The sequence below is a fragment of the Pseudoalteromonas sp. 2CM37A genome (assembly GCF_023161885.1).
GTDB classification, from domain to species: Bacteria; Pseudomonadota; Gammaproteobacteria; order Enterobacterales; family Alteromonadaceae; genus Pseudoalteromonas; species Pseudoalteromonas atlantica.
This window is the reverse complement of the sequence record NZ_JALNTJ010000001.1, coordinates 442,114-463,346: the sequence shown is the minus strand read 5'-3', so window position 1 is coordinate 463,346 and position 21,233 is coordinate 442,114. Positions and strand designations below refer to the sequence as shown.

20 protein-coding genes are annotated in these 21,233 nt (G+C 38.8%); 12 read left to right on the top strand and 8 right to left on the bottom strand.

From position 1 onward, the window contains the following. Positions 1 to 30 precede the first annotated feature (30 nt). The 3 genes from MTF68_RS02015 to MTF68_RS02005 are packed head-to-tail and all read left to right on the top strand — an operon-like array spanning position 31 to position 2,061. Entirely contained in the window at positions 31 to 864 is an 834-nt protein-coding gene (locus tag MTF68_RS02015) for an AAA family ATPase (RefSeq protein ID WP_248461506.1), read from the top strand. After that, positions 854 to 1,339: a hypothetical protein gene (locus tag MTF68_RS02010; protein WP_248461504.1), complete on the top strand. Its 486-nt coding sequence runs from the start codon at positions 854 to 856 to the stop codon at positions 1,337 to 1,339. Before MTF68_RS02015 ends, MTF68_RS02010 begins: the two co-directional genes overlap by 11 nt. Before the next feature lie 11 nt (positions 1,340 to 1,350). Next, entirely contained in the window at positions 1,351 to 2,061 is a 711-nt protein-coding gene (locus MTF68_RS02005; RefSeq protein WP_248461502.1) for a hypothetical protein, read from the top strand. Between the two features lie 360 nt (positions 2,062 to 2,421). Here the strand turns inward: MTF68_RS02005 and MTF68_RS02000 are convergent, their stop codons facing one another. Both MTF68_RS02000 and MTF68_RS01995 read right to left on the bottom strand, forming a co-directional pair. Then, on the bottom strand, positions 2,422 to 3,024 hold the full coding sequence (locus tag MTF68_RS02000; protein ID WP_248461501.1) for a thiamine biosynthesis protein ThiC: 603 nt from the start codon (positions 3,022 to 3,024) through the stop codon (positions 2,422 to 2,424). A 389-nt stretch (positions 3,025 to 3,413) separates the two neighbouring features. Next, positions 3,414 to 4,115 (bottom strand): metal-dependent hydrolase, encoded by a 702-nt coding sequence (locus tag MTF68_RS01995; protein WP_024033592.1) that lies wholly within the window; start codon positions 4,113 to 4,115, stop codon positions 3,414 to 3,416. A gap of 304 nt (positions 4,116 to 4,419) precedes the next feature. Here MTF68_RS01995 and MTF68_RS01990 point away from each other — a divergent pair, with 304 nt between their 5' ends. From MTF68_RS01990 to MTF68_RS01975, 4 genes are all read left to right on the top strand, one after another. Continuing rightward, positions 4,420 to 5,247, top strand: coding sequence for an ATP-binding cassette domain-containing protein (locus MTF68_RS01990; RefSeq protein WP_248461500.1), 828 nt, complete (start codon positions 4,420 to 4,422; stop codon positions 5,245 to 5,247). Further along, entirely contained in the window at positions 5,247 to 6,695 is a 1,449-nt protein-coding gene (locus tag MTF68_RS01985) for a DUF3526 domain-containing protein (protein ID WP_248461499.1), read from the top strand. Before MTF68_RS01990 ends, MTF68_RS01985 begins: the two co-directional genes overlap by 1 nt. Continuing rightward, entirely contained in the window at positions 6,692 to 7,954 is a 1,263-nt protein-coding gene (locus MTF68_RS01980) for a DUF3526 domain-containing protein (protein WP_096041729.1), read from the top strand. The genes MTF68_RS01985 and MTF68_RS01980 overlap by 4 nt, the downstream gene beginning before the upstream one ends. Before the next feature lie 90 nt (positions 7,955 to 8,044). After that, on the top strand, positions 8,045 to 10,153 hold the full coding sequence (locus MTF68_RS01975; RefSeq protein WP_248461498.1) for a TonB-dependent siderophore receptor: 2,109 nt from the start codon (positions 8,045 to 8,047) through the stop codon (positions 10,151 to 10,153). A gap of 53 nt (positions 10,154 to 10,206) precedes the next feature. Here MTF68_RS01975 and MTF68_RS01970 read toward each other — a convergent pair whose 3' ends face one another. The 3 genes from MTF68_RS01970 to msrA all read right to left on the bottom strand — a co-directional run bounded on the left by MTF68_RS01970 (position 10,207) and on the right by msrA (position 12,853). Then, positions 10,207 to 10,965 carry a transporter substrate-binding domain-containing protein gene (locus MTF68_RS01970; RefSeq protein ID WP_248461497.1) on the bottom strand — a complete coding sequence of 253 codons (759 nt, stop codon included), beginning with the start codon at positions 10,963 to 10,965 and terminating at the stop codon, positions 10,207 to 10,209. A 137-nt stretch (positions 10,966 to 11,102) separates the two neighbouring features. Next, positions 11,103 to 12,017 (bottom strand): 2OG-Fe(II) oxygenase family protein, encoded by a 915-nt coding sequence (locus MTF68_RS01965; protein WP_248461496.1) that lies wholly within the window; start codon positions 12,015 to 12,017, stop codon positions 11,103 to 11,105. A gap of 236 nt (positions 12,018 to 12,253) precedes the next feature. After that, positions 12,254 to 12,853 carry a peptide-methionine (S)-S-oxide reductase MsrA gene (msrA, locus tag MTF68_RS01960; protein ID WP_248461495.1) on the bottom strand — a complete coding sequence of 200 codons (600 nt, stop codon included), beginning with the start codon at positions 12,851 to 12,853 and terminating at the stop codon, positions 12,254 to 12,256. A 235-nt stretch (positions 12,854 to 13,088) separates the two neighbouring features. On the opposite strand from msrA, the gene MTF68_RS01955 reads away from it, so the two are divergent. Next, entirely contained in the window at positions 13,089 to 13,283 is a 195-nt protein-coding gene (locus MTF68_RS01955; RefSeq protein WP_004586615.1) for a CPXCG motif-containing cysteine-rich protein, read from the top strand. A gap of 63 nt (positions 13,284 to 13,346) precedes the next feature. Here MTF68_RS01955 and MTF68_RS01950 read toward each other — a convergent pair whose 3' ends face one another. Further along, positions 13,347 to 13,550, bottom strand: a complete 204-nt coding sequence (locus MTF68_RS01950; RefSeq protein WP_248461493.1) for a hypothetical protein — start codon at positions 13,548 to 13,550, stop codon at positions 13,347 to 13,349. Positions 13,551 to 13,649: 99 nt separating this feature from the next. On the opposite strand from MTF68_RS01950, the gene MTF68_RS01945 reads away from it, so the two are divergent. The 3 genes from MTF68_RS01945 to MTF68_RS01935 all read left to right on the top strand — a co-directional run bounded on the left by MTF68_RS01945 (position 13,650) and on the right by MTF68_RS01935 (position 15,831). Then, the gene (locus MTF68_RS01945) at positions 13,650 to 14,132 is read left to right on the top strand and encodes a GNAT family N-acetyltransferase (RefSeq protein WP_248461698.1); all 483 of its coding nucleotides are present in this window, start codon (positions 13,650 to 13,652) and stop codon (positions 14,130 to 14,132) included. A 172-nt stretch (positions 14,133 to 14,304) separates the two neighbouring features. Beyond that, positions 14,305 to 14,916, top strand: coding sequence for a MarC family protein (locus MTF68_RS01940; protein ID WP_248461492.1), 612 nt, complete (start codon positions 14,305 to 14,307; stop codon positions 14,914 to 14,916). Positions 14,917 to 14,946: 30 nt separating this feature from the next. Next, positions 14,947 to 15,831 (top strand): alpha/beta hydrolase-fold protein, encoded by an 885-nt coding sequence (locus MTF68_RS01935; protein ID WP_248461491.1) that lies wholly within the window; start codon positions 14,947 to 14,949, stop codon positions 15,829 to 15,831. A gap of 497 nt (positions 15,832 to 16,328) precedes the next feature. On the opposite strand, the gene MTF68_RS01930 is transcribed toward MTF68_RS01935, so the two are convergent. Further along, the gene (locus tag MTF68_RS01930; protein WP_248461490.1) at positions 16,329 to 17,465 is read right to left on the bottom strand and encodes an MFS transporter; all 1,137 of its coding nucleotides are present in this window, start codon (positions 17,463 to 17,465) and stop codon (positions 16,329 to 16,331) included. A gap of 201 nt (positions 17,466 to 17,666) precedes the next feature. Continuing rightward, positions 17,667 to 18,878: a porin gene (locus tag MTF68_RS01925; RefSeq protein ID WP_248461489.1), complete on the bottom strand. Its 1,212-nt coding sequence runs from the start codon at positions 18,876 to 18,878 to the stop codon at positions 17,667 to 17,669. Between the two features lie 637 nt (positions 18,879 to 19,515). Between MTF68_RS01925 and MTF68_RS01920 the strand changes: the two genes are divergently transcribed. Next, positions 19,516 to 21,105: an ABC-F family ATPase gene (locus MTF68_RS01920; protein ID WP_248461697.1), complete on the top strand. Its 1,590-nt coding sequence runs from the start codon at positions 19,516 to 19,518 to the stop codon at positions 21,103 to 21,105. Positions 21,106 to 21,233 lie beyond the last annotated feature (128 nt).

Sequence of the window (21,233 nt, the reverse complement as noted above, 5' to 3'; positions counted from 1 at the left end):
TGAAAATTATTATCAATAAAGGAAGTTATTTTGAAAGTTATTAGTTTAATAAACATGAAAGGTGGTGTTGGTAAAACAACATTATCAGTGAATATTGCAGATAATTTAGCTCGTAGGTATAACAAAAAAGTATTGATCGTAGATATTGATCCACAGTTTAATGCCACTCAGTGTCTGTTCACTCCAGACCAATACATGAATCACCTAAAAGATAAAAAAGAAACTATCACAGATCTCTTTGATAAAGAGACCAAAATTAGTATTAGTGTGGTAAATGGAGCTTCCGAAACTACTGCAAAAATACTGGCTGATATAGAACCTGTAAAAGTGAAAGAGAATCTTTGGTGTTTGCCCGGGAATTTAGAACTGTATAGGTTAGAGATCGCACCCGGTGAAGGTCGTGAAAATAGACTTAAGAAATACCTTCAAAGCAATAATGAGTTATTTGATTACGTTATAATAGATACTCCGCCCACCCCATCTTTATGGATGACAAGTGCATTAATAGCATCTGATTACTATTTAATTCCTGTTAAAGCAGATCCTATTTCCTTAACCGGGATAGATTTGCTGAATAATATTGTAAGCGAAAAGAAAGACGATCTAGACTTATCTATCAAGTGCATTGGTCTAGTTTTAACTATTACAGAGAAAGGAACAAGAGTATATAATTCAGCTAAAAGCTCTATAGCTGGAAATTCAAGGTGGAGTAATTTAATTTACAATAGAGAACTCCCTAAGCGTACAGAAGTTGCAGGTAAACAATTGAACAACTTTATTTTAGACTTGAGTGATACAACGATTAAAACAGCTCTGTCAGGCATTGTAGATGAGATGCTTACAAGGATAGATGATGAAAATTAAAGATAAAAACAAAGTGTTGCAAGCTGCTAATTTTGTGGAAGAGCTAGCATGGTTATTGAACTCTAATAAAAAAATTGATCTCGAAAACATATCAGAGTTCCTAAGAAACCAAGTTGAGCAAAGTAAATCAGTAGTACCTGAAACTAAACAAGTAAATAAACTTAGTCATTACATAGGCGTTTTGCCATTTCTCTTGCAGGATAAAGAGTTATTTAGAACAAACAAGGATATTATCGAGTTTGCAGAAAACCTATTTAATATCAAAATGTCTAGAACTGATCGGCGTTCACGATATGAATTAGTTGGTTTTATTGTTACTGAAATCATAAAGGTAGATAAAGAAAAACTCTTATCGATAATGAATTCACTATCAGTATTAACAGAGAGTGACGATAAGTTAATTCAGTTCAGAAAAGCTCGAAATGATATAGACTTCTCTTGGAATGAAGCAATTTCAAAATTAAATAAATCTTAATAGGTAATAATATGTCTAGAGAATTATCAGCTGACTTGGAACAGTTAGTCTGCTTCATTAAAAATTATAACCTTGAAAGCCTTGCTGAAGACAAAGCGATATTGCCTATCGTTTCAAAAATTCATAAAAAATATTTTTCATTGTTAGCCTTATTAGTTGAGCTTGATAGTAAAGATATTAAAAATAATGGATTTTCCAGTAATGATGATTGTAAAAACTATTTGTTTGAGTCTCTATCTGATTTAGGGAATAGTTTTTTTCTTACTTTTAATGGTGGATATAAGGCTTCTAGGCTAATGTTACGCAGCTCAATTGAGACCTTTGTTAAAGGTATTTCAGTTGAAAAACTACCAAACATAACCTCTGAAAAGCGTGTTTCCAAAATATTTGAAGAAGCTTCTCAAATTAGTTTATTTTCAAATGAACCACTCAAGTCGAGCTTCAATTTGATAAAAAAACAATATTCTGATTTATGTGAGGACACTCATACTGCTCGCAAATCAAACATGCAACACATATCCGCCCTAAATTATTTTCCTACTCAAGATATTGCGAGTGCAAGAAAAGTTTCGGATATATTTGTATCACTGACGCAGTGTTATATTTTTATTATTTCAATGAAATTTAATCAAGAGTTTCATCAAATACACCATGTAAATAAGTCAAATATAATTAAGGCAATAAAAAGAAGTAACCGTCCTGTGGTATTAAACGTATTGTAACTTTTACTATTGTACGCATATAACACATATGAGCCTTAACTCTGTCAAAAGGTAATTGGGGTCAAATCTTGACTTCATACATCAAGCCTAAGTTAGTTTAAGCCAACGTGGTCAAATCTTGACTTCATACATCAAAGCATAAATCGGTTAAAAGCTTTTGATATAAGCTATTTATAGCCTCTAAAAGCGTAGCGCCTCATAACCTCTTTGTGAATTAATCTTTGTTTGCGAAAGAGCGCATTAGCTTGAGATACGCTAGGCGAATGCTTTAAACATAAAACATCGGCGAATTAGCACTCTAAATCACGCCGATGTTTATAACTTATTTAAGTAAGTGCCTTACTAAAAAGGCACTAAACCTTAGTCTTGCTTACGGTTAAGGCTAAATAAGCAGATTGCTAGAAGTAACGTTGCAATCATACCTGATGCACCAGCAACGCCTGATGGTAGGAATCCATCACGCCCAGCAATAATTAATACTGCATTGGCAAGCATTGCAACCGCGCCTGCTAGGGCTGTAAGGCCGCCAATGGCTTTGCCACCTTTAGCTAAGTAAGACAGGCCAAAAACAACAGCTGCTAATCCTAATAATAATTTAGCTGCGTAGTAAATCATAAATGATAAAGACACCACGCCGCCAATTAAAGGTTGTGCGCCTTCTACTGCGCCTGCAACTTTACCAAATGTAGAAAACAGCGTAAGGCCAATGCTTACCTGTACTATGTTTAATATTGCGCTAAATGTGATAGCCGACCAACCTAGTTGAGCGTTTTTAGCTTGCACCATAGTGGTACTTGCAAAGGCCACAAGCACAGTAAACAGCACGGCTTCTAGCCCCCATGCATATTGTCTTGAAAAGCTAATTTCAGCACTGTAAAGGGCAGTAAAAATAGCCTGGGTTATCGCCAACGCCAACAATAACGATGCTGTAATTAGGGTGGTGCGTTTATGTGTAAATTCCATTATGTACCTCTTATAATTTTATATTTGACGCTTTAAAAGTTGTAGTCGCTTTGCATACATCAAACAGGTGAAAGTATTGCTGCTATAAGACAGGTAAAGCGGGGTAATTATTTCACTAAAACCAATAAAAATAATAATTAATATCAAATAGGCTAAAACTTGCGCTTTTAATGAAACTTAAATTGGCAAAGCCGCATTGAGTTAAGCTGTTGAGACTTTAAAAGAGATGCGCCTCTTATCCTCTTTGTGAATCAACTTTTAAATTAAATGTTGGAGTGACTTCGACTAACTAAGCTGGCTGTTTATTTAAAAGGAAATTAAAACAATCACTTAAATAAGCATTTATACCCATAAACAATGTTTATGGGTATTTTTATAAATGTTATTTATTAAGATAAAAGCCTAAAATGAGACCAATCACTTAATGCGGTAATAGTTTGCTCTGTAGGCGGGGCTACATAGATTAAACCTGCAATGGCAATTATTGATGCCAAGGTAATTAATTTATTGTCGAAGTCGGCTATTTTTAACGCGGTGCCAAAGGAGCGTTTAATGGTGACATTGCTTAAATCTACACTGTAAATTTCATCGAGTAATAAATGAATTAACCCGCCGATTAAAATAAACCCACCTGTTAACCAGGCAAAGGTGGCTGCTTGTGTGGTTGTTTGCTCGTTTAGTTGCCAGGTTACTTGCGTTGTTAACAGCGCGCATAGCACTAAAAATAATAATGAGTGGCAGCTGCCTCTGTGCACGGTGATCCATTCAAAAATGGGCCTAATAATGTATTTCATAAACCCGTACACCAATAACGGCACTACGATTAGCTCTATAAAACTAATTTCGATTATTAGCTCGGTGGTTATGTAATGCAGCACCAGTAATACAGCGCTCAGTGCGAATAAGTTAAAAATAGTATTGAGCGAGGTTGAGTTATCTGAATCTATGTCGGGTAATAAGCCGCCAATTGAGCCTAAAAACCATAACCAAAGTGCGCCGTTTAAATCAATATGCCCTGCAGTTAATAAAGTGGCCGAGCCTAAACCTGTGATGATGACTGCAGTATTAAGATGAGTATTGAAATTTGCCATTGTATCTCTTGATAGAAAAATAGGTTGGCATTTTAGCAATTGAAAAGTTCATTGTTCAATTTACTTTAAAGGTAAGACGTAAATAACTTAAGTACTTAATTTTAAACGCTGCCTTAGGAATGATTTTAGCCTAAATGGTTATGGATTTTTGTAATAAGCAAAACCCGATGGATATATCAACGTAGGTAACACTATTAAAACCTTTGCATCATTTGTTAATTATTAATATGTTATAGTGTTGCAATGCGTGTTTGATATAGTATAACATTCACTGCATTCTAATTTCCCTTAATAGAGTTTGAATGTGAGTACACCTACAGCTGTTAATCAAACATCACCGAAAGAATCTCCACGTGTGGAACAAACACGTAATGAAGACCTAAATACAACTCAAGCCGCTACACAAACAGTTAAAAGCGAAGCCATTATTGAAGTGGACTCGTTAAGTTTTAGCATTAAAAACAACGCTATTTTAAAAAACTTAAACTTTAGCGTAGGCTCAGGCGAAATTTACGCGTTACTTGGCGGTAACGGGGCGGGTAAATCAACCACGTTAAAAACTTTGCTTGGGTTTAATAAACCCACTCAAGGCTCTGTAAAAGTAGCGGGCAAAGAGGTAACACACGCACTTGATTTTGTACGCGGTAAAACGGCGTACTTACCTGAGTCGGCCACGTTATATCCGCATTTAACTGCCCGCGAAAACGTGGCGTATTTTTTATCGCTTGCTGATATTAAAAAAACCGATGAGCAAATTAATGCTGCGTTTAACCGTGTAGCGCTACAGCAAGCTGCATGGGAGCGTCCTATGCAAACGTACTCTAAAGGCATGAGGCAAAAAACCGCGATTGCACTGGCTATTTTACGCCAAGCCCCAATATTTTTACTCGATGAGCCTACATCGGGCCTTGACCCTGTTGCTATTGATGAGTTTAACCAGTTAGTACGTGAGCTTGCATTAACCGGCGATACTATTTTAATGGTAACGCACGATGTATACGGCGCATGCCAAGTTGCAAACCGAATTGGTTTATTAAGAGCGGGCGAGCTGGTGGGCGAATTTGACGCGCCAGAAAACGGCCGAATTGATACCGAGCAAGTCCATGCCGCCTTTGCACAAAGAGGCGCGTAATGAGCAAAAATAATTTTTCAAAAATGGTGATAGTTGCCAAAGATGAGTGGCGCTATTGGCTTCGCTCAAAACTGGCGATGACCGTTTTAGCCATTGGTTTATTACTTACGCTTTCATCTGTGGTGGTTACTGCCATAACAATGCACGAACTTAGCCACACTCGTAATGAATTACAAAGCAATGCAGAGCAAAGCTTTGCTGAGCAACCCGATCGCCATCCACACAGAATGGTGCATTACGGGCATTACGCTTTTAGAACACCAACACCACTTAGCACACTCGACCCAGGGATTGATGCCTACACAGGTAACTCAATATTTTTAGAAGGGCATAGGCAAAATAGTGCAATGTTTGCCGAGCAGCGAAAAGGCACAGCTTTAACAAAACTGGGCAGCTTAACGCCTGCTTTTATTGTGCAAACATTAGCGCCGTTACTGCTTATTTTAATTGGTTACAGCTCTATTAGCCGTGAGCGCGAATCGCAAACGCTGTCGTATTTATTGGCGCAAGGCACCAAGGGCAGCACGCTTATTGCGGGTAAAGGGCTGGCGCTTTTGTGTGTTGTTGGGTTAATTATTGCGCCATTAGCGGTGTCGGCGTTATTTACGCTTAGCGCGGGTGAGAGCCTTTTAGCAGTTGTTAGTTTTATTGTGGGCTATGCATTGTATTTAAGCGTGTGGGTGTTAGTTGTTTTATTAGCATCGAGCGTGTTTAGTAAAAATAGTGGTAGCTTTACAGCGCTTGCGTTTGTGTGGATTTTACTGTGCATTGTTATGCCGCGCGTAGCAAGTACCAGTGCCTCTACGGCTGTGCCATCGGCCGGTAAAATAGAAACCGACTTTGCAGTAAAAGCTGAACTTAGAAAACTAGGTGATGGCCATAACACCAACGACCCCGCCTTTAAGCAATTTAAACAATCTCTGCTTAAAAAATACAACGTAAACAGCATTGATGAGCTGCCAGTAAACTTTAGAGGGTTAGTGGCCAGTGAATCAGAGGCCAAACAAACTAAGGTATTAAACCAGTTTGCCGAGCAGCGCATGCAAAGTGAGCTTAAACAAACGCAGGTATCGCGTTACTTTGGTTGGGTATCGCCTATGGTGGCTATTCGCTCGCTGTCGATGATTGTAGTTGGCACAAGCATAGAAACCCATCATCGCTTTTTACGCGAAACCGAACAGCTGCGCTTTGATTTTGTGCAAGGGCTTAACAAAGTACACATTGAAAAGCTTGATTACCAAGTTGATATGAACCGTAACGCCAATACCGAGGCCACTAAAAAAGCACGCGTAGGATCAGAGAACTGGCAAATACTGCAAAACTTTACCTTTGATGTAGATAGCGCAGATGTTCGCGCGCAAAGAATTGTACCTGCTTTTTTACAGTTAATACTGTGGATTGTAGTACTTGTAGGCGGTATTAAATTGGTAGGAAAACGTTTGATATGAGTTATTTAATTACACAACTTACACGAGAATGGGGCTTTTTACTGCGTCAAAAGTACCTTGTGGTATTGCTGTTATGTAGCTTTGTTTTATCGGGCTTTGCAATATATAGCGGGCTTAGCGAAGTAAGCGCGCAGCAGCAAACAATAGAGCGTTTAAAAGAGGCAGATCAAAGCGATCGCGCTAAAGTGCAGAAAAAGCAAGACGATCCGGGCATGTTGGCTTATTACAGTTTTCATTTAACGTATTCTCAGCCATCTAACCTTGCTTTTGCAGCATTAGGGGAACGCGATATATTCCCGTGGAAACACCGTATTAATTTATTGGCCATAGAAGGGCAAATTTACGAAAGCGATGCGCAAAATGCCGAGCTGGCACAAGCCGGTAAAATTGATTTTGTATTTGTAATTAGCGCATTAGCACCACTGGTTATTATTTTGCTGTTTCATGACTTATTTGCAAATGAGCGCACTAGCGGCAGGCACGACTTACTGGTTACTACGGCTAAATCGTACTTTGCTTTGTGGGGCGCACGTATAACGGTAAGGTTTTTAGCAGTAATAGTGTGTTTAATGCTGCCATTTTTTATAGGTGCATTTATAGCTGGGGCAAGCGCGTTTGAAATTGCGTATGTATCGATACTTTGTATTGCATACCTTGCATTTTGGACTGCGCTGAGTGTGTGGTGGGGCAAAAACGCGACTAGTGCGCCGCGCGTTGCCTCTGGCCTAATTGGTTTATGGGTATTATTTGCTTTTATTATTCCTATTTTAGGCGACCTTGCTATAAACAAGTCGGTACATTCGCCTAAGGGTGGCGACATTATGCTTACTCAGCGTGAAGCGGTAAATGATGCCTGGGATTTACCAAAATCTGCCACTATGCAGCCTTTTATTAAAGAGTACCCAGCACTTGCGCCATACATTACTATGAGCAGTGAGTTTGAGTGGAAATGGTATTACGGATTTCAGCAAATGGGCGATTTAAAAGCAGCGTCGCTTTCAAAATCATACCGAGACGCAGCCGCTAAAAAATATGACTTAGCAGGCGTTGTGTCGTGGTTTTCGCCACCACTGTTATTGCAGCGCAGCTTAACGCGAGCCGCCCAAACCGACTCAGTAGCGGCGTATGCATACGAGCAGCAAATTCGTGATTATCATCAGCAATTACGTGAGTTTTATTACCCTTGGTTATTTTATAAGGGTAACCCGCCTAAATCAGTTCTCAATAACATGCCACGCTTTGAGGCTATAGCAAAGTAATCCTTACTAGGTGCGCTAAACACCGTTGTTTAGCGCACCTAGTAACAACACCATAATTATAAAATACTTATATTACTAACAAGGTTCACAATGAAAACCAACACAACAGGGCTTAAGCTCACCTATTTAAGTGCGTGCCTAGTAAGCTTATTTAGTAGCCACGCTTTGGCTGCTGAGCAAAACCAGCAAACACACAGTGCTAACACAAATATTGAGAGGCTTTCTGTGGTTGCTACGCGCCAAGCTTACCAAGGTAACTTTAGCCCACTAGAAACTCCACAATCAGAGCTTAAAATTGATTTAGAAGCCCTTGAAAATGCAGGTGCAGTAAGCCTTGACCAAGCGCTTGATTTATCGGCCTCTGTTGCACGGCAAAATAACTTTGGTGGGCTTTGGAATAGTTTTTCGTTACGTGGCTTTGTAGGCGATGAAAACCTACCGAGTAACTACTTAGTAAATGGTTTTAATGCTGGGCGCGGTTTTGGTGGCTCGCGTGATTTGTCGGGTATTGAGTCGGTTGAGGTTTTAAAAGGCCCGCGTGCGGCTTTATTTGGCCGTGGTGAGCCAGGTGGTACAGTAAACTTAGTTACTAAACGCCCAACGTTTGATACGCAAGGTGAAATTAAGCTCTCGGTAGCAAGTTTTGATACTTACCGCGCCGATGTAGATTACACCACGGCGCTTAACGATGACGTTGCAATTAGACTGGTTGGTTTTTATGAAGACGCCCAGAGCTTTAGAGACACCATAGAAACCACTAAACACGGCTTTAGCCCGTCAATAGTGTGGAATATTAACGACAGCAGCCAACTTGTTTATGAGCTTGAATACAGCGACCAAGAAGTACCGTTTGATAGAGGCGTATTAGCCATAGATGGCGAACTTGGGCTTATACCACAAAGCCGCTTTTTAGGTGAGCCGGGCGATGGCCCAATTGAAGCCGATGTACTAGGGCATCAGTTAGAGTACATTCATGACTTTGACGATAACTGGAGCATTTTATTTGGTGCAAACTACCGTGATACCTCTATGGAAGGCTTTGCAACCGAAACCGGTTTTGGCGGCGTAGTTAATGGCGAAGTAAACCGCTTTAGGCGCTACCGCGATTTTGATGCTCAATACCATGTATTGCGTGCAGAGCTAAGCGGCAGCCTTGAGCTGGGCGGTTTTGAGCACCGTTTAATTATGGGTGTTGACGCTGATAAATTTGAAAACGATCAATTTATTTTACGTGTACGGGGCGATCAATACATTAATGTATTTAACCCTGTATACGGCGCGTATGAATTACCAACGCCTACATCTAATACCGACCGCGTAGAGATTCAAGAGTCGGTAGGGGTATTTATTCAAGACCAAATAAGCGTAACCGATAAGTTAGATATTCGTATTGGTGCCCGTTTTGATGATTACGAGCAGCGCTTAAATAACCGTTTAGCAGGCACTAATACTAAACAAACGCAGTCGCGCGTGAGCCCGCAGTTTGGTGTGGTGTATGAAGCCGGTGATTATGTATCTGTTTATGCAGCCTATGGCGAAAACTTTCGCCCGCTTTCGGGCACTGATACCAATGGCGATGGTTTTGAGCCAAACCAATCTACCTCTGCTGAGCTAGGTGTAAAATTTACCCTTAACGATGGTGCGTTATTTGGTACCGTTGCTGTATTTAAAGTAGATCAAGACAACATGCTAGTAGTAGATGACCCAACAGCGTTTACCTACGCAGCCATTGGTGAAGCGCAAAGTAAGGGAATAGAAATAGACCTAACGGGTGAGCTTAGCGATAGTTTAGAAATTTGGGCGTCGTATGCGTATGTAGATGCCCAAATAGAAAACTCATTTTTTGATGCTAACTTTGGCTACACAGTAGAGGGCGGCGAGTCACTTTTAAATGTACCTGAGCATCAACTTAGCTTGCAGCTTGTTAAATCGGGCGAGTTATATGGCAATGCAATTAAATTTGGTGGCGGGCTATTATTTGTAGACGAACGCAATGGCTATTTTGGTACCGACTTTAAACTACCCAGTTATACAACCGCGCGTGTATTTGTAAATTACGATGTAACAGACGCTATTGGTGTTACGGCTGAGGTAAATAACCTGTTTGATGAAACGTATTACACAAACTCGTTTGCCGATGCATGGGTACAACCTGGTACACCACGTAACGTTAAATTTTCTGCCTCTTATAAGTTTTAATTGGTATTTTGCGCTGTAAACGTAAAAAGGTCGCTTAGTTAAAGCGACCTTTTTTATTTGGCGTGTTTGTATTTTTTTAATATTTTAGAGTACTCGCCTGAATTTTTTAACTTTTGCAGCTGAATATTAAAGTCATCACGTAATTTTTTTGATTTAAATAAATAGCCACTAGGGCTTTTACCAAACAGCGCAAAGTGATCTACAGGTTGTGTGCTATCAATACCTTTAAGGGTTGAGCGATAGTAATCAAAACTTTGTTTATCCATTTGAATGACATTAGCCTTATTTGAAAAAAGCATTTTAACTTGAAGAGATTGGTCGTGTACTTCGTAATATTGTGTATTGGCTTTTGCCATTTTTGCATATTCTTCACCTAAATGTATGCCGGCACTGGGCCACGAGATTAAGCTGTAATGTGTTAAATCTGAAATTTTAGTAAAGTTAAAATGCTTGCTCCTTAGGGTTATCGCAACGTTTTCGTATTCATAGGCTTCATTTGATATATAACCGCTTAGGAGATTGCCGTTTTCTGTGCTTAAGTTTATGTCGGCTAGTATGTCGAGCTTTCCATCTATATACCCCTTAGCGCGGCGAGTATAAGGGTAATAGCGTGGCTCTATTTCATACCCTAAAGGGGTTAACGCGGCTTTAATAATATCGAGGGTTAGCCCGCTGTTGCTATGTGACATGACGTAAGGCGGTAGTGTTTCACCAAAACCTACAACTAGTTTTTGTTTAGTAGGCGATGCACAGGCAAAAGAGGATACAAGCAGTGTAGTTATTGTAGTTATTATAAAAAAGTTTAACTTCATTAGGCTGTTTAAATTAACTTAGCATACTAAAAAGATAGTAACTAAGTGGTTATGTAACAAGTAAATAGCCCATTAAAGTATGATTAAATACCTTTAATGGGCAAGTATTAGGCACAAAAGGTTAAACTTGGCACCGTTTAAAAAGGTGCGTAGCCGTCTGGCGTTGTTTTTGGCGTAGTCCAACGCTCTTTTGCATCAATATCTGTACGTTTTGAACCCGTCGCTGGTATACGGCCATTATCGCCAAAAAGCCATAACACTAGGTTTGTTCTGTCGCCACTGGTTATAGGTTTTGCCGCGTGTGGTACATTGCCTTTGTGGATCATGGCGGTGCCTGGTTTAAAGCTAAGTTGTACAACTTTTGCGTTTACTTGGTCGTAAAAATCAAGTTCTGATCCGCTAAATTCTTCCCCTGGTAAGTTTAAATTAATATTTAATGTTACTGATGATGCATCGGTATGCGGACGAATAGACGCATCTGTACTTGGGTCGTAATAAATAGAAAAACCAAACGTTTGCGTATCGTAACCTATGATTTCAGGAAACAATAAACGTGAAATAGGGCGCATGTATGTATTTAATACTTGGTTATAAAATGCCTGAAAACTAGGAGCAGCTAAATAGCCCTCTGATCGTTTGTCGAGCATAGCTCCGCGGCGGTTTAATACAATACCGTATGGTGGACGCATAGGAATGTTAGCATTCCATACTTTTTCTAGGTAACCACGTAAAACTGCTAGGCGCTCAGGATCAAAAAATTGAAACTGATAAACATCAGTCGCTACTTCTTCTAGTAGTGATTTTACTAAATGCTCTTTTGATGGATCTTGCCATGCAGCATTAACGGCTTCACGTAATTTTTTATCTAGTAATGAATCGTCCAAGGTAAAGGTGGTTGTATCTACTTCGGTTTCTTCCCACTCTTTCCAGGCTTGTGTAAGTAGTTGGTCATTGTTGTACCAAAAATGCTGTACAGAGTGCTCACGATTTAACATGGCTTCTCTTGAAGGTAACGCTAGAGCACGAGCAAGTTGTAATTGGGTGGCAGACATAATGTGTAACTCCAGTTGTTGAATTAGGTTTTATCAATCTAGGAGTGCAATTTATTATATTTATAAAGTTAGATAAATAAGCTGTTTTAGGAAACAGTATCAAAATAATGTTTATAATTAGGGGCGGAATGAATAGAATTAGCTGTTAGCTGTTAGCTGTTAGCTGTTAGCTGTTAGCTGTTAGCTGTAATGGGGATGGGTTTGTGTAAACCCATCAATTGTTCTAACAATAGTTTTTAATGTGTGACTCTATCGCCCCAAATTTCTTCTAGGCGGTTATCGCGTCCGCAGCGCCAGCGGTAGGTATTGTAGCGTATGGGGTTATTTTTATAATAATCCTGATGGTAGCTTTCCTTACCTTTAATTGGGTAAAAAGTGCTGGTATTAAGTATTGGCGTAACCACTTTTTGATTTGGAAACTCTGCTATTACTGCTTGTTTGGTTTGCTCTGCTATTTTGCGCTCTTGCTCGTTAGCTACAAATATGGCGCTTAAATAACTTGGGCCTTTATCGCAAAATTGGCCTTTGGTATCAAAGGGATCAATATTTACCCAAAAATGATCAAGTATGCCTTTGTAGCTTACTACATCAGGGTCGTAAGTAATTTGTACTGCTTCGTAATGACCTTGATGGTTACCATTGTAGGTCGGGTTTTTAATTTTACCGCCGGTAAAACCCGATATAACATCTTTTACGCCTTTGAGCTTTTCAAAGTCGCTTTCCATACACCAAAAACATCCACCGGCTAAAACTGCTTTTTCGGTTTTGGCTGCATGTGAAAAGGTGCTAAACAAAATTGCGGCAGATGTTAATGCAAGCGTAAGTGATTTTTTCATAAAATAATCTACCTCTAGTATGAGTTTAAATACATATTCTTAATAGCTAGACCTGCTAAGTGTTATTACTATTTCATTGTTTTTAGTAGGCTAACGTGAATAGTGAAAAAGTAATATACGTAATGGTTTTTAATTAAAGGCATACGTACATTAGCTAACCTCAATAGCACAATGTTGTATTATTAGAGTGTGTTTATTAAAGCGAAAGCATTGAGATAAAAGTAGCAGGTGTTAAATGAACCAGTTAACCGAAAAATCGATAAGTTGCCCGTATTGCGGCGAAAGCATAGAAGTATTATTAGACGCGGCAGATATTGGTGAGCAATACATAGAAGACTGCCAAGTATGTTGTAAGCCTATTTCGTTTGTTGTTTTTGAAGATGAAGACGAGTTAAAAGTAAATGTATACAGTGAAGACGATACATTTTAATCCTTCGTTGCTCTTTATATAGGTGGCTGCACAGTGACAGCCACTACCGTTTAAACAAGGGCGCTAGCTATTATCTTGCTCTCGGGCTAGTTGGTTTGGTAACAGCTCTTCTACTATTTCGCGAGCGGGGAGTGTATAACGTGTGCCGTCAAACATTACCGAGGTAAACTCGTTTATATTGGTAATGCCTGTTAGGGTCCAGCCCTCACCACGTTTAGGGCAGTATACGGTTGTGGTAGGTTGAATTACTTTAAAATCGTCGCTCATTATTGCTCTCAATATTGGCTATAAAGATAATGCTTGTGAATACGCTATGGTAAGTTAATAATGCTTAACCATAAAGCGCTATTTTTACTCCTGTATAAAATGTTTAAAACAACTCAGCTTGAACGCGTTACATTGCGTTTAATTACTCATAAGCATGCCCCGCAGTTATTTTCTATTTTGAATCACCCGCAAGTGAGCGAATTTAACGACTATAAAACCCCCTTAAGTAAATGCCAAATTAAGCAATTAATACAAGACGATATTTCCGCCTATTACGAAGGCGAAGTGATTAGAGTGGCTATTGAACATAATATAAATGGCAAACTTATGGGCACCTGCGGGCTTTATAATTTATCGCCTTGTAAAAGTAGGGCGTTTATAGGGTTTGAGCTTGATCCTATGTATTGGGATAAGGGCATTATGTTTGAGGTAATAACTGGCTTTGTTAAAACACTTAAACAGGCTATACCGCTTAATTACTTAGCGGCGCAGGTAAGTGCACATAATGCGCGTTCGCATAACTTATTAGTTAAATTAGGCTTTAGCTTGGGTGAGCATTCTATTTGGTATAAACACGTTTAGAACTGCATTAGTAATGTATTAGTGCTGCATTTACATAATACACGTTAGTAAATTTCATCATAAGAGGAACAAATGCAATATAAAAAATAGCCAATTTGGCTTATAGTTAAGCGTAAGCAAATGAATTTGTTACCCGAGTTTTTAAAACGTGTTCGCTTAACAAGGATTTTATATGCTAGAAAAACTATCTCAAGATGCCCTCGTTATTTGGGCCACTATTGACCCAATAGGTACTATGGCGCTTTTTGCTGCGCTCACTTCTCATTTAACTGATCAACAACGTCGTAAAACTGCTTTTAAAACAGTGCTATATGCAGGTGCTGTGTTACTTGGCTCTATTTTAATAGGGCAGCTTATTTTAAATGCGATGGGTATACGGCTGGTATCGTTTCAGTTAGGGGGCGGGATAATTTTATTTTTGTTTGGCCTACAAATGATATTTGGTAATGATTCAAATAAAGCAAAACAAGACCCAGGGCACGATATTGCAGTGTTTCCCCTTGCTATACCTGCTACTGCCACACCAGGGGCTATTTTAGCCGTTATATTACTTACCGATAATCACATTCATCCAATTTCAACCCAAATAGGCACAGCTTTAATTACAATGGCAGTGTTAGGTGTAACCTTAATTTTGTTGTTGCTGTCGGGCAAAATTATAAAGCTAATTGGTATTGGCGGGGCGTCTATTTTAACGCGTGTGATGGGGATGATACTGGCTGCTTTTTCTGTAGAGCTGATAATGACTGCACTTGAAGTTAAGCAGTGGGTTAAGCTCGATTAAATAACTCCTAAACATCTAAAGGAATGACGCATGGCAATAAAAATAACAAAACACTATTTTATTAATTTAAGTTTAGCCGTAGTCATTTTTGCTATCGGTATTTTAGCCATACGCTATTACAACCATTATGTATCGCACTATACCGACGTAACAATTAACTCAAGCGTGCTTAATGAGTCGCGCAAAGTGTTTATAAGATTACCCGTTAATTACGATCCTAAAAGAGCGTATTCGTTAATTATTAAAACCGATGGTAACTTTAATTTAGATACATGGGATAAAGAACTTACAAAACAAGCTAAGAGTGAAAAAGGGGATAAGGCTATATTGGTGTCTATTCCTAATTTGTTTTTTACTGATACACGTAATCGCGATTTAGTGCCTCCTTATGCTCGCCAAGATGTAAATACACAAGCGCGCCCAGAAAATGAAACACTTATAGAGCCAAATGGTGAAGCTGACAAGTTTTTAGAGTTTATTGAAACTGAGTTACTTCCGTATTTATCGGTAAAATATAAGCTTAGTAATAATCGTGTATTAAGTGGTTTTTCGGCAGGTGGCAGCTTTGTGCTTTATACACTGCATACAAAACCTGAACTGTTTAATGGCTACTTTGCTTTTAGCCCAGCGGCTTGGTATGACGATATGACAGTGGTTAATAATGTAGAAGCATTTTTAACTACTCAAGCAAATAAAATTAAGTCGCCTACTTATTTATACCTTTCTGTGGGTGGAGCAGAACATCCGTTAATGTTAAAAGCGTTTGATAATTTAGAGTCTGCTTTAATAGCAAACCCTAATAACAACCTTGTGTGGCAAAGCGCTATAAACGAAGGTGCTGAACATTCAGATAATCCAACACTGAGTGTATCAAAGGGGTTAGCTGGTTATAGTACGTTTATTAAAAATAGGTAGATAGGCTTAAATGATGGCTGTATACATATACAGCTATCGGTGTTTTATCTATTTATGATAACGAATTAGCTGGATAGCACTTTACTTAGTTTAATGTTATTAAAGAGTTACAGAGGGAAGTTGTTTCAATTTATTTTTGCACAAAAAATAAATTGAACTGTATTTATATACAGTATTGTGCTCTTGAGTTAGAATGCCATCAGTACATTTGGACATATACCAAACTCACTGTTATTGCTTTTAACCATCCTTACGCATTTGTGATCAGCGATAATCTGTTTAATTACTTTGCAATTTAAATATATTTTCACCGTCTTTATATACTCTTAATGCAATTAATACAAATTCGCTGGTGGCTTTACAGCAAAAGAACACATCATACTAAATTATCGTTAAGTGCTTAACTTAGCTAAAGAGTGAAGAAGAATAAAAATAGCCAATAAATAGGGGATAATTGGCTACTTAATTTGATAATTTTACCGGTTATTGATTACTGCTTAGTGCGCTTTAGGTTTTACAAGAAGGGCGATAGCTACAACGGCGCTTAAAATACTGCATATTATAAATACGTTATGTTCACCCCCAGGTATGTACTCCATAAAAGAGGTAAAAAACTGACCGGAGAACACCGCCATTGTAAAATACGATAAGTTACGTCCGCGTACATTTTCTGGGCTTAGCTCTACGGTCATGTGGTTTAAAAGAGGAATGCTAAAACCAAAGCCAATACCAATTAATAGCGCGCCTAATACTAATATCAATGTACTTGATTGTATAAAGCAAAGGTATGATAAACCAAAGGCAAAAAATGCGATTGCTAATACATTTTTCTCACTAAGGCGTTTAGTTGCTTTAGGCATAAATCCCGCTGTAAATACCGCAATTAACGATATAAAAGCCAATAGTTGGCCTATTTCAGACTCATTAAAATTTAGTGCGTGCAAGGTAATAGGTAAAAGCACGGTTGAGGTAAAAAATATGGTCATAGCTAGGGTTGATACTATATAAACCCCTTTAAGCGTTAATGCGTTTGAATGACTCTTTTTTATTTGTTGAGTTTGCTCTGTGTTATGGGCGTTTAATTGCTGCTTACGGGGTACAAACATGAGTAACATAGCTAAAAATACCCAAGCAATTAAATATAAAGCAAGGGGTAATCCCCAATACATTGACGCTAAAACACCACCTAAAAATAAAAATATAACGCCACCTAGCTCTATCGCCATGCCTTGTTTGGCAATCATATTCAGTCGGGCTTCGCCGCTGTACCACGTTGAAATTAATACGGTGCAACTTGCCATCACTATTGCTGTAATACCACCTAATGCAAAACGATTAATAAATACTAAGGTTGGGCCATGTAAAAAGTAAGCACATGCACCCACTAATCCGTATAAAAATAAACCTATTATAAGTAAAGGGTATGCGCCGTACTTGTCTATTAATCTTCCGGCTAGGGGGGCAAACACCACCGCACCTAAAGAAGGTAAAGTAATTAATAATACGCTGTTGCTTTGTATGCCTAAGCCATCAGCAATGGTAACTAAACCCGGCGCTAACAGGGTACCAACCATTATGGTTAAGCTGGCAATACATAGTAGAGTAAAATTACCGGCGGTTTTGAGTGTACTCATTTTCTCTCCATTAATTTCGGGTGAATTTGTAAGCATGTTTACATCATTATTAATACGCAGCGCACACAGCTTTTATAAAGTGTTATAGCAAATAATAGCGATTGTTAACGCATTCAAACATTTAATTTTTTTCATCATTTAACGTTTAAAATAAAAAAGCCCAGCATATAGCTGGGCTTTGTGTGTTGTTATGGTGGGAAATTAAAACTTGTATCTAAAACCAAATGCAATCCCGTCGTCTTCTGACGCTTCCATTTGCGATTGCTGGTCTTTGTCATCACTTTCAAAGTCGCTAAAATCTTTACGGGCTTCAGCGTAGGCAATGGTGTTTTCGTCAATTAAGTAATGAACACCAATCACAGCAAACTGACGTTTGAATACATCATTAGGATCGGTATTAAAGTTAGGTTGAATAACGTAATCGTCACCGGCATCTAAAATGTTATAAGCCACAAAAGGGCGCACATCGTTATCAAAACGGTACGACATAAAGGTTTCTACACCAATAGAGTCTTTAATTAAGCGCCCTAGGTTATCGGTATCGTGGTTTTCACTTTTATTTATGTTAGCGGCAACGTATAAACCTGGTTTTTCAATGCTGCCCCACATTACACCCGCACCAAAAATTAAGTCTTCAACAGTTTGTGTTGTGCCATCGCCATACGTTACATCAAATTCACCACGGTTTACGCCTGCTGTTAACGTTAGCATGTCGGTTGCGTTATAAGTTACAGAACCACCAAAGGTGTAGTTAAATTCTACTTCTTGAGCTGCGCTGTCGCCAGTATTCCACAGGGCTTCACACGCTTCTTCCGAAATGTCATTAATATCACAGGTATAAAATTCGCTGTTTTTAAGTTGCGCTTGAACTGCAAAGCTAAAGTCGTTGTAGCTATTTCGGTATTGAATTAGTTTATCACCACGGCCAGTACCATTTACTGCACCGTCGTCTTTATTGTATGTGTAAACCCCCGCAGCATTACCATCCCATACAAAGCTGTTATTGGTGCCATAAACTACGTCGTACCACGCACCCCATTGTTTACCAATGGTAATTTGTCCGTACTTTTCGTGCGAAAGGCCAGCATAACCTAAACGGTTATATAAAAACTCATCTTGAATAGATTCAAAGCGGTTATTGTAAATAATATCGCTACTACCAACAGGGTTTACACCCCATTCAACTAGCGCCAGTGCCGACCAGTCTTTTTTAAGTTGGCGAGTAAAGCCAAAGTTTATACGCGATGTACCATTTACCACTTCGGTTTGGTTTTGCGTATTAATAACGCGCACATCAAGGTAACCACCTACTTTAATAGTGTTCTTTTCATCCTTATAGAGCTCTACTGCTGAAGCAGCTGGCGCAACTACTATGCTTGTTCCTAATAGTAGGGTTACAAAGTTTTTAATCATTTGTGATGCCTTGTGTGTATTAACTTTAAAAAGTGACATTAAATTTAGAAGGCATGAAGACTAGCAAAGCCCTAATAGGCTCAAAAGTGAAAAATAATCAATGAAATTAACACCAAAAATGAATAAATATTCACTGGAGGTTAATGGTGTTTTTTATCTGTTAAGGGATAGGTTTTTTTTGATTAAAAACTACGTAAATAGTGCTGAAAATAGCGTAAGTAAGTGGGTTTTAAATTGAGTTTTTTTCATGTTGGATAAAAATAAAACGCTAGTGCAAAAACTCTAAAAAGCATTTTATATCATAAATATATACCCAGTTATCTGTTTTTTAAAATGCTTTGCGATAAACAATCGACTTATTAAGTTAAACGGGTTTATTAATTAAAATTTAAACCCTGATATGGCGTACAAATCGCGCTATTATTTTTAGCTAAGCGCATTTTTTTAGTTGAATAAGCATTCACTGGCTTAATCGCGTTTTTAGGCACTATTTGTTAGGCATTAATTTACGCCTTTAATGAGTGGAATAGGGCATAGTTCATACGCTTTCAACCTTAAACTTTCATAGAAAAAAAGCTGTATTTAGTTTAAACTGCGCGCAATTTAAATACATCATGTCCCCTTGGAGGGTAGCGCTATTATTAGTACAGCTAACATCACCATGCAATTTGGTGCTAAACCGTTATTTGAAAACATATCTGCAAAGTTTGGCGAAGGAAACCGTTACGGTTTAATTGGTGCAAACGGCTGTGGTAAATCTACATTTATGAAAATCCTAAGTGGCGAACTAGAGCCCTCTGCAGGTAACGTAAGTACAGATCCAAATGAACGTGTGGCTAAACTAAACCAAGACCAGTTTGCTTACGAAGAATACTCTGTAATTGATACTGTGATCATGGGCCATAAAGAATTATGGGATATTAAACAAGAGCGCGATCGCATTTACTCATTACCAGAGATGAGTGAAGAAGACGGCATGAAAGTAGCCGATTTAGAAACTGAGTTTGCCGAAATGGACGGCTATTCAGCTGAGTCTAAAGCGGGTGAGCTTTTATTAGGGGTAGGTATTTCGACAGAGCAGCATTACGGCCCTATGTCTGAAATAGCACCCGGTTTTAAACTACGTGTGTTACTTGCGCAAGTACTGTTTTCTGACCCTGATATTATGCTACTTGATGAGCCAACCAATAACTTGGACATTTACACCATTAAATGGTTGGAAGATGTGCTTAATCAACGCGACTGCACCATGATCATCATCTCGCATGACCGTCACTTTTTAAACTCAGTATGTACGCACATGGCCGATATTGATTACGGCGAACTTCGTATTTACCCAGGTAACTACGATGAGTACATGTTTGCAGCAACACAAGCACGTGAGCGCCTATTAAGTGAAAACGCGAAAAAGAAAAGCCAAATTGCTGAACTACAACAGTTTGTATCGCGCTTTTCTGCAAACGCGTCAAAGGCTAAACAAGCAACGTCGCGTGCAAAACGTATTGATAAAATTCAGCTAGAAGAAGTAAAAGCCTCTTCTCGCCAATCGCCGTTTATTCGCTTTGAGCAAGAAAAACAGCTATTCCGTAACGCATTAGAAATGACCAACCTAAGCCAAGGTTTTGAAGACAATACGTTGTTTTCAAATTTAGAAGGTTTAATCGAAGTAGGCGAGCGCATTGCTATTATCGGTGAAAACGGTGTAGGTAAAACAACATTACTTAATACGCTTGCTGGGCGTTTAGCACCTAAGTCGGGCGAGTTTAAGTGGTCTGAAAATGCCAATATTGGTTACTACGCGCAAGATCATGCTGACGAGTTTGAAAAAGACATGAACTTGTTTGAGTGGATGGAGCAATGGCAACAAGAAGGCGACGACGAGCAAGTGGTTCGTGGCTTTTTAGGACGCATGTTGTTTTCGCAAAACGATATCAAAAAGTCTGTAAAGGTTATTTCAGGTGGTGAACAAGGCCGTATGTTATTTGGTAAAATTATGATGCATAAACCAAATATACTGTTAATGGATGAGCCAACAAACCACATGGATATGGAGTCTATCGAGGCGTTAAACCTTGCATTAGAAGCGTACGAAGGCACATTATTGTTTGTATCGCACGATCGCCAGTTTGTATCATCGGTTGCTACCCGCATTTGGGAGATAAAAGACGGCCAGGTGATTGACTTTAGAGGCAACTACAGCGAATACCTAGCAAGCAAAGAAGTATAAGCACTTTGTAACTGCAACCCTTTAAAAGCCATGTTTAAACGTGGCTTTTTTTGTTTTTGTGAGTCGCAATTAAACTTGGTTTGGGTATAATACCCGCCTAAAACCGGACATAAGTCCGCTATTTTTAA